Annotated in this window: 11 protein-coding genes; all 11 read left to right on the top strand. The window is 43.0% G+C overall.

Annotated elements, in window-relative coordinates; genetic code table 11:
- Positions 1-175: 175 nt before the first annotated feature.
- The 11 genes from sdhA (at position 176) to AC2SLO_RS12205 (ending at position 18,672) form a co-directional block, all read left to right on the top strand.
- Entirely contained in the window at positions 176-2,026 is a 1,851-nt protein-coding gene (gene sdhA, locus AC2SLO_RS12255) for a succinate dehydrogenase flavoprotein subunit (RefSeq protein ID WP_486541517.1), read from the top strand.
- A gap of 175 nt (positions 2,027-2,201) precedes the next feature.
- Positions 2,202-2,912 (top strand): succinate dehydrogenase iron-sulfur subunit, encoded by a 711-nt coding sequence (locus AC2SLO_RS12250; RefSeq protein ID WP_486541519.1) that lies wholly within the window; start codon positions 2,202-2,204, stop codon positions 2,910-2,912.
- A 754-nt stretch (positions 2,913-3,666) separates the two neighbouring features.
- Positions 3,667-6,546: a 2-oxoglutarate dehydrogenase E1 component gene (locus AC2SLO_RS12245; protein ID WP_486541638.1), complete on the top strand. Its 2,880-nt coding sequence runs from the start codon at positions 3,667-3,669 to the stop codon at positions 6,544-6,546.
- Between the two features lie 240 nt (positions 6,547-6,786).
- On the top strand, positions 6,787-8,028 hold the full coding sequence (gene odhB, locus AC2SLO_RS12240) for a 2-oxoglutarate dehydrogenase complex dihydrolipoyllysine-residue succinyltransferase (protein ID WP_486541521.1): 1,242 nt from the start codon (positions 6,787-6,789) through the stop codon (positions 8,026-8,028).
- A gap of 226 nt (positions 8,029-8,254) precedes the next feature.
- A complete protein-coding gene (lpdA, locus tag AC2SLO_RS12235; protein WP_486541523.1) occupies positions 8,255-9,712 on the top strand; it encodes a dihydrolipoyl dehydrogenase in 1,458 nt (485 codons plus the stop codon).
- A 183-nt stretch (positions 9,713-9,895) separates the two neighbouring features.
- A complete protein-coding gene (sucC, locus tag AC2SLO_RS12230) occupies positions 9,896-11,059 on the top strand; it encodes an ADP-forming succinate--CoA ligase subunit beta (RefSeq protein WP_486541525.1) in 1,164 nt (387 codons plus the stop codon).
- 74 nt (positions 11,060-11,133) lie between these two features.
- Positions 11,134-12,009 (top strand): succinate--CoA ligase subunit alpha, encoded by an 876-nt coding sequence (gene sucD, locus AC2SLO_RS12225; protein WP_486541527.1) that lies wholly within the window; start codon positions 11,134-11,136, stop codon positions 12,007-12,009.
- 403 nt (positions 12,010-12,412) lie between these two features.
- A complete protein-coding gene (locus AC2SLO_RS12220; protein WP_486541529.1) occupies positions 12,413-13,291 on the top strand; it encodes a UTP--glucose-1-phosphate uridylyltransferase in 879 nt (292 codons plus the stop codon).
- Positions 13,292-13,416: 125 nt separating this feature from the next.
- The gene (gene pgi, locus AC2SLO_RS12215) at positions 13,417-15,069 is read left to right on the top strand and encodes a glucose-6-phosphate isomerase (protein WP_486541640.1); all 1,653 of its coding nucleotides are present in this window, start codon (positions 13,417-13,419) and stop codon (positions 15,067-15,069) included.
- Positions 15,070-15,454: 385 nt separating this feature from the next.
- Complete coding sequence (gene sat / locus AC2SLO_RS12210; RefSeq protein WP_486541531.1) at positions 15,455-16,705, top strand: sulfate adenylyltransferase; 1,251 nt, start codon at positions 15,455-15,457, stop codon at positions 16,703-16,705.
- A 239-nt stretch (positions 16,706-16,944) separates the two neighbouring features.
- The gene (locus tag AC2SLO_RS12205; RefSeq protein WP_486541533.1) at positions 16,945-18,672 is read left to right on the top strand and encodes an SLC13 family permease; all 1,728 of its coding nucleotides are present in this window, start codon (positions 16,945-16,947) and stop codon (positions 18,670-18,672) included.
- Positions 18,673-18,756: the final 84 nt, after the last annotated feature.

Genomic DNA, 18,756 nt, shown 5'->3' with positions numbered 1-18,756 from the left:
AAGTGAGCCTGTCTGGTAATGTGAGGCTATATTAATCGGCTAAAATACGCTATGTGATTTGTACATTCAGTAGTTATTTAAGAGATTTTAGTGGCAGTATTTTAGTAATAACTGACTTAATATAGCGCCCATCGCCAGCTAATATGACGACTAACGTATTCATTAGGAAAACGTAATGGCAACTAGACAAGACAATACAATTAGCAATATTAAAACCCTAAATTACGACTCTGTTATCGTTGGCGGTGGCGGCTCAGGTATGCGTGCGGCGCTACAATTGGCCGAAGGTGGCATGAAAGTCGCCGTTATCACCAAAGTATTTCCAACCCGTTCGCACACTGTTGCGGCGCAGGGTGGTATTGGTGCAAGCCTTGGTAACATGAGTGATGATAACTGGCATTTCCATTTTTACGATACTGTAAAAGGTTCTGACTGGTTAGGCGACCAAGACGCTATTGAATATATGTGCCGCGAAGCACCAAAAGTAGTGTATGAGCTTGAGCATATGGGTATGCCATTTGACCGTAACCCAGATGGTACTATCTATCAACGTCCGTTTGGTGGTCATACCTCAAACTATGGTGAAAAGGCTGTACAACGTGCTTGTGCTGCAGCTGACCGTACTGGTCATGCGCTACTGCATACGCTATATCAAAAGAACCTTGAGAAAGGCACTGAGTTTTTCATCGAGTGGATTGCGCTTGACTTGATTAAAGATGAAGAAGGCAACATCAACGGCGTTGTCGCTATCGAACAAGAAACAGGTACTGTTGCGGTATTCCAAGCAAACCATACTGTTCTTGCTACTGGTGGTGCTGGTCGTATCTTCTCGGCATCTACTAACGCTTATATCAACACCGGTGACGGCCTTGGTATGGCAGTACGCGCAGGTATTCCATTACAAGATATGGAGTTCTGGCAGTTCCACCCAACGGGTGTATTCGGTGCCGGCGTACTATTAACCGAAGGTTGCCGTGGTGAAGGCGCTATCTTACGTAATAAAGATGGCGAAGCATTCATGGAGCGTTATGCACCAACTGTTAAAGACTTGGCACCTCGTGACCTAGTATCACGTTCAATGGACCAAGAAATTAAAGAAGGCCGTGGTTGTGGCCCTAATGCTGACCATATCGTAATGGATATGACTCACTTAGGGGTTGAGACCATTATGAAGCGTTTACCATCAGTGTTTGAGATTGGTAAAAACTTTGCTAACGTTGATATCACTAAAGAGCCAATTCCAGTTATCCCAACCATTCACTATATGATGGGCGGTATTCCAACCACTATTCATGGTCAGGTTATTGTTCCTGATTTGGACAGTGGTCCAAACGAAGAAGGCTTATACACTGAAGGTAAAGTAGTTAAAGGCTTATACGCTATCGGTGAATGTGCTTGTGTGAGTGTTCACGGTGCGAACCGTTTAGGTACTAACTCACTGCTTGACTTGGTTGTATTCGGCCGTGCTGCTGGTAAGCACATCACTGATGATTACCATCATGCAGACCACAACTACAAGCCAATCGATCCACGCGTTCTTGACTATACTGTTGGCCGCTTAAACAAATTGCAGCAATCAACTCAAGGTCACAACGCACAAGACGTCGCTGATGAGATTCGTGCATTGATGCAGAAGCACGCCAGTGTATTCCGTACTCAAGAATTAATGGACGAAGGTGTTGAGAAACTATTGGCGCTAGGCGAGAAAGTGGAGAATATTCATCTTGCTGATAAGTCACAAGTATTTAACACTGCGCGTATTGAAGCATTAGAAGTGGCTAACCTTTATGAGGTCGCTAAAGCAACAATGATTTCAGCATCAAAACGTCACGAATGCCGCGGTGCGCATACCGTACTTGATTATGATCGTCCAGAAGATGATCCAGTTGCACCAAACGGTCGTAACGATAACGAGTGGATGAAGCATACGCTTTGGTATTCTGAAGGCAATAAGGTTATCTATAAGCCTGTTCGCAAAGTACCACTGACTGTTGATTACGTTGAGCCTAAAGTACGCGTTTACTAATTTACCGGTAGGTTAGAGGCGATAATCGTTTTTCTAACCTACTTATAGAAACGCTTAAATAAGCTATTTGACGTTAATTTTTGAATTTAATTTTTAAATTAGTAAAGCTGTTTTATCAGATGTCAGATTTTAATGCGTTTGAAAAAACAGCTCTACACCGTGTGGAGTTAGCACTATGAGCCGAGGTACTCGCACCATTGAGTTATACCGCTACGACCCTGATAAGGACGCAGCCCCTTACATGCAAACATATACGGTTGAGCTTTTAGACTCAGATCGTATGTTGCTTGACGTTTTACTACGTTTGAAAAAACAAGATGAAAGCATTACTTTCCGCCGTTCATGCCGTGAAGGTATTTGTGGTTCTGATGGTATGAACATCAATGGTAAAAACGGATTGGCATGTTTGCTTAACATGAACACGCTTCCTGAAAAAATTACCATTCGTCCATTACCAGGTTTGCCAGTTGTACGTGACCTAGTTGTGGATATGAACCAGTTCTATGAGCAGTATGAGAAAGTTCATCCTTTCTTAATCAACGAACAGCCTGCACCGCCAACAGAGCGTCTACAATCTCCTGAAGACCGTGAAAAGCTAAATGGTCTTTATGAATGTATTCTATGTGCATGCTGTTCAACCAGCTGCCCATCATTCTGGTGGAACCCTGATAAATTCTTGGGCCCATCTGCGCTATTGAATGCTTACCGCTTTGTTGCCGATAGCCGAGATAGCGATACCCAAGCTCGTTTAGCACGTCTTGATGATCCGTTCAGCTTATTCCGCTGCCGTGGTATCATGAACTGTGTATCGGTTTGTCCGAAAGGCCTAAACCCAACGCGTGCTATCGGCCATCTACGTAACTTACTACTTGAGCAAGCGGGTTAAGCGTGCTCTTTATTATTAAGTTTTAACTGTTACAGAATAGATAGCATATATTAGCGATACTTTACGTGATTACGACAGACCTCTATTTGTTGATAGGGGTCTTTTTTTGTTAAAATTGCGTTAGTGCGAATGATGAACATTTAGTTTCTAAATATCTACTATTGAACAAACAAACGATGAAGATTTAGGTTCCATGTTACCCTTATATTCAGTGAGCAACTGTAGCCTAAACTATCGTAGTCTAAACCTATAAATAATAAATAAATGTTCAGGTAAGTTAAGTACGCATAAAACTGGCACGGTATCTGCATCAAAGTAGGTAAGAGGTGCCGGCTTTTATCGTTGTCATAAGACTGGCATCGTTTTAAGTCAAAATAAAGGCTAAAAGCGGTGTTATTTGGCAAGACTATTAAAATAAAAGCCGCCGATAGTCTTAAAGTTGTACTTTGTACCCTAAACATACAACACTCGCTATAACTGTGAGTAAAATAAACACTAATCTAGGTTACGGATAGCGAAAAGAGAGAGTAAAATAGAGGGTTTTTAATGGTCAATAGTGCCGTTTACTCTCAAATATGCATTCTGGTGGTATAAATAGAAGAATAATGGCTTATCATTTTTAGAGTCGCTTGTATAAGCCACTATAAATTTGCACTAAGCATCCCATAATGTTGAATCATCCATAGCCAGTGTGACTTAATCGCGTTTTATTTTAATTAAACCTTAATGTAAATAAGAAAAGACTATGAATACTATGAATCAAGATGTCCAAAAAGCCGCGGCCACAGAGCTTGCTGGAGACAATGCAAGCTATATTGAGTCTCTATATGAGCAGTATCTACAGGATCCAGACAGTGTAGATGCTGACTGGCAAGCCTATTTCAAAGAATTTGAGACAGGTAACGATGCACTGCATCATGTCATTCAAGATCAGTTCTTACTACTTGCTCGCAACCAAACTGCGAATAAGCTACCTGCTGTAGGGGCTGCTAGTAACACTGGTGCACAAGGTAACAATGTCGCCAACTGTGTTGACCCAAGACAGATGGGTGTGCAGAAGCTTATCTCGGCTTATCGTCGTCGTGGTCACCGCCGTGCACAGCTTGATCCTTTACAGCTACATCCACGTGCTGAAGTAGAAGATCTAACGCTTGAATTCCACGGGCTATCAGAAGCGGATTTAGACACCGTGTTCCCGACCAGTGATTTTAATATTGGTAAGCCTGAAGCGACACTTCGTGAAATTATTGAAATTGCTGAGCGTGTTTACTGCCGTCACATTGGTCTTGAGTACATGCACGTGACAACCAGTACTGAAAAGCGTTGGTTTGAAGAGTACGTAGAAACCAATTTAGGCCATATCAAATTTGATGCTGAAAAACGCAAATCAATTCTTGAGCGTTTAACGGCTGCTGAAGGTCTAGAGAAATACTTAGCACGTAAATACACTGGTGTTAAGCGTTTTGGTCTAGAAGGTGGTGAAAGCTTCATCCCTGCTGTTCACGAAATCATTCAACGTGCTGGTGGGTATGGTACAAAAGAGATGGTTATCGGTATGGCTCACCGTGGTCGTCTAAACTTATTGGTAAATATCTTGGGTAAAAACCCAGCTGATTTGTTTGATGAGTTCGATGGTAAAGTCGTTCCTCAAAAAGGTTCAGGCGACGTTAAATACCATAATGGTTACTCTTCAAACATCATGACCCCAGGTGGCGAAGCGCATTTAGCTTTAGCGTTCAACCCATCGCATCTTGAAATCGTCTCTCCTGTATTAGAAGGCTCTGTTCGTGCGCGTCAAGTACGTCGTAACGACACAGACGGTAATCTAGTATTGCCATTAGTTGTCCATGGTGACGCTGCGATTGCTGCACAGGGTGTGGTTCAAGAAACTTTCCAAATGTCACAGACTCGCGCCTATACCACAGGTGGTACGGTTCACTTAGTTATCAATAACCAAGTGGGCTTCACAACCAGCCGTCAAGAAGACGCACGTTCTACTGAATACTGTACTGATATTGCGAAGATGGTTCACGCACCAATTCTACATGTGAATGGTGATGATCCTGAAGCAGTGGTATTTGCGGCTCAAATGGCGTTAGATTATCGTCATGAGTTCCATAAAGACATCGTGATTGACTTATTCTGCTATCGCCGCAATGGTCATAACGAAGCAGATGAGCCATCAGCGACACAGCCATTAATGTACTCAGTTATTAAGAAGCTACCAACGACTCGTACGTTATATGCGCAAAAACTAATCGAAGACGGTGTGATCTCTGATGGCGAAGACAAAGCATTAGAAGATGAATACCGTGAGTCATTAGACAAAGGCGAGTACGTTGCCAGCGCTCTAGTTAGTGAGCCAAACGAAGAATTATACGTCGACTGGACACCATATCTTGGTCATGACTTAGAAGATGACTGGGATACCAGTGTTGATATTGAGAAGCTAAAAGAATATGGGCGCCGTATGGCTGAGATGCCAGAAGGCTTCAAGCTACAGCGCCAAGTTAAGAAAGTAATCGAACAGCGTTTAGCGATGCAAACGGGTGAAGAGCCACTTAACTGGGGTGCCGCAGAAACATTAGCTTATGCCTCACTAGTTGATGAAGACTTCCTAGTTCGTATTACTGGTGAAGACGTGGGCCGTGGTACTTTCTCTCATCGTCATGCAGAGATTTATAACATTGAAAATGGCGATATGTATGTGCCATTAGCCCATGTTACTGAAGACCAAGCCCGCTTTGCGATTTATAACTCGCTATTATCAGAAGAAGCGGTGTTGGCCTTCGAATACGGCTATGCGACCACAGTGCCTAATGCATTGATTATTTGGGAAGCACAGTTCGGTGACTTCGTAAACGGTGCACAGGTTGTTATCGACCAGTTTATCTCTAGTGGCGAAACCAAATGGCAACGTGTTTGCGGCTTAACTATGCTACTACCACATGGCTTCGAAGGTCAGGGTCCTGAGCATTCATCAGCCCGTCTAGAGCGCTTCTTACAATTATGTGCTGAAGATAACATGCAAGTGATTACACCAACAACGCCCGCACAGATTTTCCATGCGCTACGTCGTCAGGCTGTTCGCCCAATCCGTAAGCCATTAATTGTTATGTCGCCTAAGAGCTTGTTACGTCATAAGCTTGCGACCTCTCAATTAGAAGAGCTTGCTAATGGTAAGTTTGAGACTGTATTGCCAGAGATTGATGAGCGCGATAACGATAAAGTAACTCGCTTAGTAATGTGTGGTGGTAAGGTTTATTATGACTTACTAGAGCAGCGCCGTGAGCTTGGTTTAGACCATGTAGCGATTGTTCGTATCGAGCAGCTATATCCATTACCAGAAGAAAGAATGGTGGCGGAAGTGCAAAAATACAGCAACCTTGAAGAAATCGTGTGGTGTCAAGAAGAGCCATTGAACCAAGGCGCTTGGTACTACTTAGCACCGCATATGTTCCGTATCTTCGGACCAAAAGGCGATCAGCCACGTGTGACTAAAGCACGTATTGTTGAGCCAGTAGCGCGTCCAGCATCTGCTGCGCCAGCAACTGGTCTAACCTCTATCCATGTCCGTCAGCAAAAAGAATTAGTCGCGGGTGGTCTGGGTGTTGACGTTGATCAACTTAAATAATTAAAAAGGGACCTAGGCAGAGTGCTGCCTAGGTCCTCACGCTTATCTAAACGTTTAAAAAAGTTTATTTTAAATAACAGGTTATTTTGTCGTTAATTGGCTTGAAAATTTTCGAGAAAAGATTATTTAAGGGCAGGTTTAACCGCATTAGTTTTGCAAAGCACGCGTTACTTTCTAAATCATAAAAAACAATGTGCTAATCATTAAGATCTTAATATTAATATAACAGGAGCAATTCCCATGGCAGAGATCAAAGCCCCCGTATTTCCAGAATCAGTTGCTGACGGTACTATCGTAGAATGGCATTACAGCGAAGGCGATCAAGTTAATCGTGACGATATCCTAGCTGAAATTGAAACAGATAAAGTGGTATTAGAGGTTGTGGCACCAGATGACGGTGTACTGACTAAAATCGTTAAGCAGGTAGATGACACTGTATTATCTGATGAGCTTATTGCTGAATTTGAAGCAGGCGCAACAGGATCTACTTTAAGCGATGACAGCTCAGATGATAAAGAAGAGTCTAGCGATGCTGCTGCAGAAAAAGAAGCATCAGACGGTGGCGAGCCTAAGCAAGCATCTAAAGATTCTGCAGATGATCATAAAGATCAAAGCCCAGCAGTTCGTAAAGCTGCAAAAGAATCTGGTGTAGATCCTAAGAATGTTGAAGGTTCAGGCCGCGGTGGTCGCGTAACTAAGCAAGATATGGCGAATCCTAAACTGAAAGCAGACAGCTCTATCAAGTCTGACAGCGGTCGCCCTGTTGCAGAATCTGTCGGCGAGCGTACTGAGAAACGTGTTCCAATGACTCGTCTACGTAAGACTGTTGCGAACCGTCTATTAGCCGCGACTCAAGAAACAGCAATGTTAACCACGTTCAACGAAGTTAACATGAAGCCATTAATGGATCTTCGTGCTAAGTATAAGGAAGAGTTCGAAAAACGCCATGACACGCGCCTAGGCTTTATGTCTATGTTTGTTAAAGCGGCAACTGAAGCTTTAAAACGCTTCCCAGCAGTTAACGCATCAATCGACGGTGATGACATTGTTTATCATGGTTACTATGATGTTGGTGTTGCAGTATCTTCTGACCGTGGTCTAGTAGTACCTGTACTACGTGACACTGACCGCATGAGCATGGCTGATATCGAATCAGGTATCCGCGAATTTGCTGGTAAGGCACGTGATGGTAAATTGTCTCTAGATGATATGACTGGCGGTACATTCACTATCACTAACGGTGGCGTATTCGGTTCATTAATGTCAACTCCAATCTTGAACCCACCACAAACGGCTATCTTAGGTATGCATGCGATCAACGACCGCCCAATGGCAGTTAATGGTCAAGTAGAAATCCTACCAATGATGTACCTAGCATTATCATACGACCACCGTATGATTGACGGTAAAGATGCGGTACAGTTCTTAGTAACTATCAAAGAGCTTATCGAAGATCCAGCTAAAATGTTATTAGACCTATAAGGTCAACGGGCTTGTATCGGAGCAAATCTGGTACAAGCTTTTTCGTTATGGATTGATTATTGAGCTCATTAAAAACGATTGTTGTTAATCATAAGGCAGACTTAGAGAGTAATCGAAGCTGCCTTATTCATTAACCTGATAATAAAAGCTTAAGCAGATCATTTCATGATTCAAATTATAAATAAAAGAGCTTTTAAAATTCTCTGATTAAAAGACGGAATATATTATGAAAGACAGTTATGATTTAGTTGTTATTGGCGGTGGTCCAGGTGGTTATGAGGCGGCAATTCGTGCCGGTCAGTTAGGTATGAGCGTTGCTTGTATCGAAAAGCGCGTTTATAAAGGTGAGCCTGCTTTAGGTGGTACTTGCTTAAACGTTGGTTGTATCCCATCAAAAGCATTGTTAGATTCTTCACATCGTTATGAAGCCACCAAGCATGAGCTTGAAGAGCACGGTATCACGACTGGTGATGTTGAAATCGATGTTCCTAAAATGATTGAGCGTAAAGAAGCCATCGTTAAACAGTTAACCGGTGGTGTTGCTGCTTTATTAAAAGGCAACAAAGTAGACTGGTTACAAGGCTGGGGTACTTTAGTTGACGGTAAAGGTAGCGATAAAAAAGTTAAATTTACTGCGCTAGAAGATGAATCAGAAACGACTATCACTGCTAAAAACGTTATTTTAGCAGCAGGTTCTGTGCCAATTGATATCCCAGTTGCGCCAGTTAACAACGAAGAAGGCATTATTGTTGACTCTACTGGTGCTCTAGATTTTACTGAAACGCCTAAGCGTTTAGGGGTAATTGGTGCTGGTGTTATCGGTCTTGAGCTTGGTTCAGTATGGCGTCGTTTAGGTGCCGAAGTGGTAGTTTATGAAGCGCTTCCAGAATTCCTAGCTGCTGCTGACAAAGACATCGCTAAAGAAGCAGGTAAACTACTTAAGAAGCAGGGTCTAGACATCCGCGTTGATACCAAGGTAACCAATGCTGAAGTAAAAGACGGCCAAGTAGTGGTGACCAGCGAAAAAGGTGGTGAGTCATCTGAGGAAACCTTCGACAAATTAATCGTTTGTGTCGGTCGCCGTGCTTACTCTGAAAAATTACTGGGTGAAGACTCAGGTATTACGTTGACTGACCGTGGTCTGGTTGAAGTTGACGATCAGTGTAAAACCAATCTAGAGGGCGTTTACGCTATTGGCGACTTGGTGCGTGGTCCAATGCTTGCCCACAAAGCAATGGAAGAGGGCATGATGGCCGTTGAGCGTATTCATGGCGAAAAAGCACAAGTTAACTATGACACTATCATCAATGTTATTTACACGCATCCAGAGATTGCATGGGTTGGTTTAACTGAGCAAGCCGCTGAAGAACAGGGCTATGAGGTTAAAACGGGTTCATTCAACCTAGCAGCTAACGGCCGTGCATTGGCTCAAAGCGAAGGCCAAGGTTCAATCAAAGTGGTGGCTGATGCTAAGACCGATCGTTTATTAGGTATGCATGCGATTTGTGCGGGTGCCGGTGATATCGTTCACCAAGGTATGATTGCTATGGAATTTGTTTCAAGCATTGAAGACCTACAGTTAATGACCTTTGCTCACCCAACCATCAGTGAGGCGGTACACGAAGCAGCGCTATCAGCAGATGGCCGTGCTATTCACGCTATTCAACGCAAAAAACGCAAATAAGACATTATTGTGCGAATAGTGAATCATTGTAAATAGACTTAAACATCATATTATTAACACAATATTATTTATCTAAGTCTGTTGCGAATAAAGCGGCTGGCTCTAATTTAAAATAAAATGTCCTGCATTTTTGGGTTAGAGCCAGTCTTAAAACTTAAAATTAAAAAATTAAAGGATAACTTTATGAATTTACATGAGTATCAAGCCAAACTGTTATTAGAAAGCTACGGCTTACCTATCCAGAAAGGTATTATCGCGTATAGCGGTGATGAAGCTGCTGAAGCATTTGACAAGACACCAACTGACGTTGCCGTTATCAAAGCACAGGTACACGCTGGTGGCCGTGGTAAAGCGGGCGGTGTTAAGCTTGCTAAGACTCGCGAAGAAGCGAAAGAAATCGCTGATGCGCTAATCGGTACCAACTTAGTCACTTATCAAACTGATGCTGAAGGTCAACCAGTAAACTTCGTATTGATTGCAGAAGATATGTACCCAGTACAAACTGAGCTATACCTAGGTGCGGTTGTTGACCGTGCAACTCGTCGTGTGACTTTCATGGCATCTACCGAAGGTGGTGTTGAAATTGAGAAAGTTGCAGAAGAAACGCCAGAGAAAATCTTTAGCATCACAGTGGATCCATTAGTGGGTCTAATGCCTTTCCAAGCACGTGAAGTTGGTTTCAAACTGGGTCTTGAAGGCAAGCAAATCAACCAGTTCGTTAAACTAATGACGGGCGCATACAAAGCATTCGTCGAAAATGATTTCGATATGATTGAAATCAACCCACTAGCCGTTCGTGAAAATGGTGAATTGGCTTGTGTTGACGGCAAAATCGGTGTTGATTCAAACGCGCTATTCCGTCAGCCAAAAATTGCTGAGCTACATGACCCTTCACAGGAAAATGAGCGTGAGCTTAAAGCGGCCGAGTTTGACCTAAACTATGTTGCGCTTGAAGGTAACATCGGTTGTATGGTTAACGGTGCTGGTCTTGCAATGGCAACAATGGACATCATCAAGCTGTATGGCGGTAAGCCAGCTAACTTCCTAGACGTTGGCGGCGGAGCAACTAAAGATCGCGTTGTTGAAGCATTCAAAATCATTTTAGAAGATGAGAGTGTAAAGGGCGTTCTAATCAATATTTTCGGTGGTATCGTACGTTGTGACATGATTGCTGAAGCAATTATTGCTGCTGTTAAAGAAGTAAATGTCACTGTACCTGTCGTGGTTCGCTTAGAAGGTAACAATGCTGAATTAGGTGCTAAGTTATTAGACGAGTCGGATGTTGAAGTTATTTCAGCACAAGGTCTATCTAATGCTGCACAAAAAATTGTTGATGCTGTTGCTTAATAGCAAGCCCAACACAAAAAATTCAAATTTATAAATAACCTTTTAAGTTATATAACCATAATTCGGAGTAAATAATGAGTGTATTAATCGACAAAGACACCAAAGTATTGGTGCAAGGTTTTACTGGTAAAAACGGTACTTTCCATTCAGAACAAGCGATTGAGTACGGTACTAAAGTTGTTGGTGGTGTGACCCCAGGTAAAGGTGGTCAAACTCACTTAGGCCTACCAGTATTCAATACTATGAGCGAGGCAATGGAAGCAACGAACGCTGATGCGTCAGTTATCTACGTCCCAGCGCCATTCGTTCTAGATTCAATCATCGAAGCAGTAGACGCTGGTGTTAAGCTAATTGTTGTGATCACTGAAGGCGTACCTACTTTAGATATGCTAAAAGCGAAGCGTTACATCGAAGAAGCGGGTGATGTGAAAATGGTTGGTCCTAACTGCCCAGGCGTTATCACTCCAGGTGAGTGCAAAATCGGTATCATGCCAGGCCACATCCATCAGCCAGGTAAAGTGGGTATCATCTCACGCTCTGGTACATTGACTTATGAAGCGGTAGCTCAAACTACTAAACTAGGCTTCGGTCAGTCTACATGTATCGGTATCGGCGGTGACCCAATCCCAGGTATGAACCAAATCGATTGCTTAAAGATGTTCCAAGAAGATCCTCAAACTGAAGCGATTGTACTAATCGGTGAAATCGGTGGTACTGCTGAAGAAGAAGCGGCAGCTTACATCAAAGAGCACGTAACCAAGCCAGTTATCGGTTACATCGCTGGTGTTACTGCCCCTAAAGGTAAGCGTATGGGCCATGCTGGTGCGATTATCTCTGGCGGTAAAGGTACTGCTGAAGAGAAATTCAAAGCATTCGAAGATGCGGGAATCGCCTACACCCGCGACCCATCTAAGATTGGTGAAACAGTTAAAGAAGTTACCGGTTGGTAATTTGCAGACCCTGTTAGCCTAAATGCTATTGTTTTTTATACGAATAGCATTTAGAACCTGTATTCATAAGCTACAGTTATGGTATTTTTAGAATAAAATGAGACAATACGAGGCAAAATTGGGTTGAATAGTCATTCTATTCGAGCCGAATTTTAACAAAGTAGTGGCTTGTTTTAGGCAAAAAGAGCCAATTATAGCTTGTGAATACAGGTTCTTAGCTAAAATAATAAAAGAGCATCCTTCGGGGTGCTCTTTTTTTTGTTTATATTAATTTGTCAGTCATCTTAATTGATTATGATACGGATATTTATATCAATGCTTATAGAGATAGCGGTTAAGTTTGCTACAATAGCTTCATAACCGATAAATCATTCTAATTTTACTCATACTGAACTGGATGCTTATGAACTCACCTGTTACCCATGCCGTTATTCCTGTTGCTGGATTTGGTACCCGTATGTTGCCACTATCAAAGTCAGTGCCTAAAGAGCTGTTACCTTTGGGCAATCGTCCGGCGATTCATTATGTGGTTGAAGAGGCGATAGCCGCCGGCATCAAAAACATTGTACTGGTGGGTCATGCACAAAAAAGTGCTATTGAAAACTATTTTGATGTTAATGCTGAGCTCGATAATCAGTTACGCGCCAAGAGTAAAGATGAGCTTGCCGATAGCTTAAACTGGCTGCCTGATGACGTGTCGGTGTCAGTGATTCGGCAAGGCAAGCCCTTAGGTTTAGGTCACGCGGTATTAAAGGCACGTCCTATCGTGGGTGATAATCCTTTTGCCGTACTGCTGCCGGATGTGGTGCTTAATCCATTTACGACCAATATGAGCACAGATAACCTAGCGTTTATGATGACAGCGTTTGAGAAGTCCCAACACTCACAAATCTTGGTCAGCGCCGTTGCCGATGACGATGTGCATAAATATGGTATTGCTAAGTTAAAACAAGCAGAGCAGCTTGAGCGTATAGCCAATACCGACAATAGTAATGCCAGCTTTGCGGTTGATGGATTTGTAGAAAAGCCAAGTCTAGAACAGGCGCCTTCAAATCTGGCTGTGGTTGGTCGCTATGTGTTCGCCCCTGAGATTTTCAATTATTTAGCGAAGACTGAACCGTCAGTAGGTGGTGAGATTCAATTGACCGATGCTATCGATGCCTTAATCAGTACTCAAGGCGTAGATGTGACGACCATGTTAGGTGATAGCTTTGATGCCGGTGATATGACCAGTTATATGCAGGCCTTTATTTATTTTGCTCAAAAACAGCTTGAGAGCTAAAAGCTTGCAGCTCATGAATTGTGTGTACTGGTCTATATTTTTTAAATAGGTAAAAAGTCATGTCTTTAAATCAACCCACTTCATCGGCCGATAAATCAGAACGTGCAGCAGTCTTGCCAAGCGCATTGCCAGAGTGGCAAACGCTTGAGAAACTGGGTCAAAAGTCTTGGTCATTAAGTACGCTTTTCGATGATGATCCAAGTCGAGCCGAGCGTTTTAGTGTCAGCACTCAAGGTATATATTTTGATTATTCCAAGCAGTGTATGGATGATGAGGTACGCGCTAAACTGATGGAATTGGCTCAAGCGTGTGGATTAAAGCTGCGCATCCAATCGCTATATCGAGGCGACAAAGTCAATAGTAGTGAGCAGCGAGCAGCATTACATACCGCACTGCGTCTGCCAGGTGATGCACAGTTGATCGTTGATGGCCAAGATGTGGTTACAGAAGTACAAGACAGCTTAGATAAAGCCGCTGATATTGTTGAGCGTATCCGCAGTGGCGTATGGCGCGGGTATTCGGGTAAAGCAATTACCGATGTGGTTAATATCGGGGTTGGGGGTTCTGATTTAGGACCGGTCATGACCAATACGGCGCTCGATGAGTGGGCAGACAGCCATATTAATGTACATTTCGTGTCCAATATGGATGGTACCCAGTTAGGTAGTCTGCTTGAACGCTTAAACCCAGAGACGACTTTATTTATCATCTCATCGAAATCTTTTGGAACGGTAGATACGCTTTCAAATGCGCAAACAGCTCGAGCATGGCTATATGCGACCGGTGCGAGCCAAACAACCTTGTTACGTCGTCACTTTATTGGTATCTCTGCAAACCCTCAGCGCGTCAGCGAGTGGGGGATAGACCCTAAGCATCAGCTTAAGCTTTGGGACTGGGTGGGTGGTCGTTTTTCTATGTGGTCGGCCATTGGCCTAGCGGTTGCGGTTCGTATCGGTATGGACCGATTTAAAGAGATGCTCGCAGGTGCTCATGCGATGGATGAGCACTTTTTAACTGCTGACTTTGATCAGAACCTGCCTGTATTATTAGGACTAATTGGCGTGTGGAACAGTACCTTTATGGGTATTAACGCCCATACGGTATTGCCTTATGATGGCCGCTTAAAATATCTACCTAGCTACTTAACCCAGCTTGAGATGGAGAGTAATGGCAAATCGGTTACTCATACTGGCGAGCCTGTTCGCTATGCTACTTGTCCTATTTTATGGGGCGAGATTGGCTCCAATGCGCAGCACGCTTTTTATCAGCTGCTGCATCAAGGCACACAAAAAGTGTCCTGTGATTTTATTGCTTGCGTTAATTATTATGAGGGTAGGGATGCCGGCGAGCTTAAGCATCAGCATGCACTATCATTAGCCAACTGCTTGGCACAGAGCCGTGTACTTGCTTTTGGTAATAATGCGCTAGCACCCAAGCTGAACCAACCTGTCTCAGAGCTTGATAAATTTAAACGTTACCGTGGTAATCAGCCGTCAACAACCATTCTGTTAAATGAGCTAACCCCAACCAGTTTTGGTGCGCTCATTGCTTTGTATGAACACAAAGTATTTGTGATGGCCAGTGTTTGGGATATTAACCCATTTGACCAGTGGGGCGTGGAGATGGGTAAGCAGGTGGCAAATGAAGTCTTCGCTAGCCTAATAGCAGCAGATTCAGAAGAAAGCGCACAAGCTCAAGCTGAGGCGACGAAGCTAAGACTACAATTTGATGGCTCAACACGGACGCTGCTTAATCATATTAATAATAGTAGTGGTTAAACCCTTTATTCCAATACCTTCTATATCACATCAATTCTTTATTAAAAAGCAACGCCTTGACCCTACAAAGCGTTGCTTTCTTATTCTTATTTAGCCTTTACTTTTTCTGTTCAGAAATTTTTACCCTGCCTATTATTTATAAGCTATTAAAGTATATTAGGCTGACAGCTAGAGCACTCATGGCCTATCGCTATACTCCTTCAAGATTTAGGCTACCCGTTTATCGTCTATTTTGTTGCATAGAGCATCGATGAAGCAGGCCGTAAGGCTTTGCTGTACTTGATAATAACGACTGCTGACTTCTATACTAGCGGCTGATACCTTCAGCTATCAAGCTATATCGAATTATTACATCAATAACCCTATTTAAAACAGGATGTCTCGAATGTCAAACAGCCTTGAAGCAGCATTAGATAAATTAGTAACTCCGCACGGTAGCCCTGCTCTAAACATTCTTCTACTTGAAGGCGAAATGTTAGAGAATGCACTTAAAAAAGCCCAAACCCTACCTAGCGTGACCATGACTTCGCGAGAACGTGGTGATTTAATTATGCTAGGCATTGGTGGTTTTACGCCTCTAGATGGCTTTATGAATAAAGCGGATTGGCAAGGCGTCTGTGATGATATGGAGCTAAAATCAGGCGAGAACGAAGGTCTGTTTTGGCCGATTCCTATTACATTATCAGCCAGTCAAGAAGAAGCGGACAGCTTTGAGATTGGCGATGAGATTGCGCTAAAAGCAGAAGATGGTGAAATCATGGGTATTTTATTCTTAGAAGAGAAATACACCATCGACAAAGCACACGAATGCCAAACTGTTTTCGGCACTACTGACACTGACCACCCAGGTGTTAAAAAAGTGATGGAGCAGGCTGATGTTAACTTAGCTGGCCGTGTCGAAGTATTTAGCCAAGGTGAATTCCCAACCGAATATGCCGGTATCTATATGACACCAACCCAGACTCGTGAAGAGTTTGCTAAAAAAGGCTGGAAAAAAGTCGCCGCTTTCCAAACCCGTAACCCGATGCACCGCTCACACGAATACCTAGCCAAAATCGCTGTAGAAACATGTGATGGCGTGATGATTCACTCATTATTGGGTGCGTTAAAGCCAGGTGATATTCCTGCAGAAGTGCGCCAAGAAGCCATTGTCACTTTGATTGATAACTACTTCAGAAAAGACACAGTTATCCAGTCAGGTTATCCACTAGATATGCGCTATGCCGGTCCACGTGAGGCATTATTACATGCGTTATTTAGACAGAACTATGGTTGTTCAGAGCTTATTGTTGGTCGTGACCATGCCGGTGTTGGCGATTATTATGGTGCGTTTGATGCACAAGATATCTTTGATGAGATTCCAGAAGATGCGTTAAAAACCAAACCCATTAAAATCGATTGGACGTTCTGGTGTAATGCGTGTCAAGCAATGGCATCAACCAAGACATGCCCACATGATGCTGAGCATCACGTTAAAGTGTCAGGTACTAAGCTACGTAAAGCGCTGTCTGAAGACCAAGAAGTTCCTGAAAACTTCAGCCGTCCAGAGGTATTACAGATTTTGCGTGATTATTATGCAACGATTGCAAAAGAGGACCGCGCTAAGGTCGAGCTTAAAGGTGCATCAGCAAAATAAGCTGAATAAGAGTTGGGTTTATCTGATGCTTAATCCTGTATAGGGTTAAGCGATATTTAGATGTTAAATGGGTAGTTAAATAACGAGCATTATCGTAGTTAAGCTGCTCTATATACTGATTCGCTATAACGCTTTTCATTATATCCATTTGCAACCCAACAGTTAGGCCTCTATAGTAAATTCGTCAACAAAGTCTCTTCTGGTTGGCGTTATTTCTATTATATTCAGGCCGTTATGTCATGACCCTAACCATGTATTTACTGAGCGCGATATTAGTCATTCTTGTCGCACTCCTTATTAGGTTTCAGCAGCATACCACCGCCATCTTTGGCGGTGTTTTACTGTTGATATTTGGCCTAGGGTGGGTGGACAGTGCTACTTTGCTCGACAATGCGACTAATGAGGGCTTAGCGACGTTGGTACTGCTGATACTAATCTCGTATGCGCTTGAAAAGACCAGTATATTAAATCACCTAACGCGGTATTTGTTTGCTAAGTCAGAGAAGAGCTCAGTTCTACGTACCATTGCTTTTTCTGGCTTGTCGTCAGCGGTATTAAATAATACCGCTGTTGTGGCCGCTATGATTGGTAGTATTCAAAAAAATCCGCAGGTGAATACGTCGCGCTTACTGCTTCCCATGTGTTTTGCAGCCACATTAGGCGGCACGATGACGTTAATAGGCACATCGACTAACCTTGTGGTTAATAGTATGTGGGTCAAGCAGGGTCATGAAGCGATAGGGTTTTTTACCTTAACGCCGGTTGGTATAGCGATATTTTTCTTTGGTTCAGTGATCCTTTATTTCACCAGCTCTATGCTGCCAAAGCATGTAGATAAAAAAGAGTCGGTTGAAGAGTACTTTGTTGAAGCCAAAATTGAAGCAACTTCTAGCCTGATAGGCAAAACAGTGGGAGAGGCAGGTCTACGCAATCTATCTGACTTGTTTTTAGCGGAGATTATCCGTGGTAATCGTCTAATCGCACCTGTATCGCATTCACGTGTCCTGCAAGCAGGCGATAAACTACTGTTTAGTGGAGATGTTAAAAAAATACAGATTTTAAACCAGTTCGATGGGCTGGTGTTGTTTGCAGAAAATAATGGTCTACCCATTCAAGAGCTGACCGAAGTGGTGATTAAACAAGAGTCGAGCTTAACGGGTAGAACGCTTAGAGAAATTGGCTTTAGAGCGCAATTTGATGCCGCTGTTGTGGCGATTCGCCGAGAAAGTGGTAATGTTAGCGGTCGACTTGGCGAAATTACCTTAAGGGCAGGTGATATCTTGCTGTTAGCCACTGGTGCGGACTTTGCCAGTCGTAGTAATATTAGAAAAAACTTCTTTGTACTCTCAGGTATCAATCCTGACAATATGATTAGTGGCTGGCGTGAGAAGCTGGTGTTAATCGGTTTCATCAGCATGATTGCTGCCTCTGTTATCACCGGTAGGCCGTTATTTGATTTAGCACTTATCTTATTTTCAGCGCTATTATTTACCGGCTGTATTACGGTTAATGAAGCGAGACGTCATTTTCCAGTCAGTATTTGGCTGATTGTGGTCAGTGCCTTATGTTTGGCTAATGCAATGCAAACCGTCGGCCTAGATGGACAGATTGCTAACTTTGCGGCCCAAACATTAGCGGGTCATGCGCCATTATGGACATTGTTGGGTGTCCTGCTAATCACTATTAGTATTACCGAGTTATTAACCAATAATGCCGCAGCGGCATTGATGTTTCCTATTGCCTACAGCTTAGCTGAGGGTATGGATATCAATGCCTTTCCCTTGGTATTGGCCGTTTGCTTTGGCGCCTCTTGCTCGTTTATCAGCCCTTTTGGCTATCAGACTAATTTGATGGTGTATAACACAGGACTATACCGATTGCAGGATTTTGCCAAAGTAGGCGGGTTAATTACTGTGGCCTGTATAGCAGTCTGTGTAGTGATGATTCCCATCATCTATCCGTTTTAGGTTGTTGGTATTAAGCTGTCTTTAATAAAAAACTGTCTATATCAAAGCAAACAAACCAGTGAATAACTTTATTGAATAAAATCT

It is taken from the genome of Psychrobacter sp. CX14, from assembly GCF_057396205.2.
The sequence above is the reverse complement of the archived record's forward strand: the minus strand, read 5'-3'. Positions and strand labels throughout refer to the sequence as shown.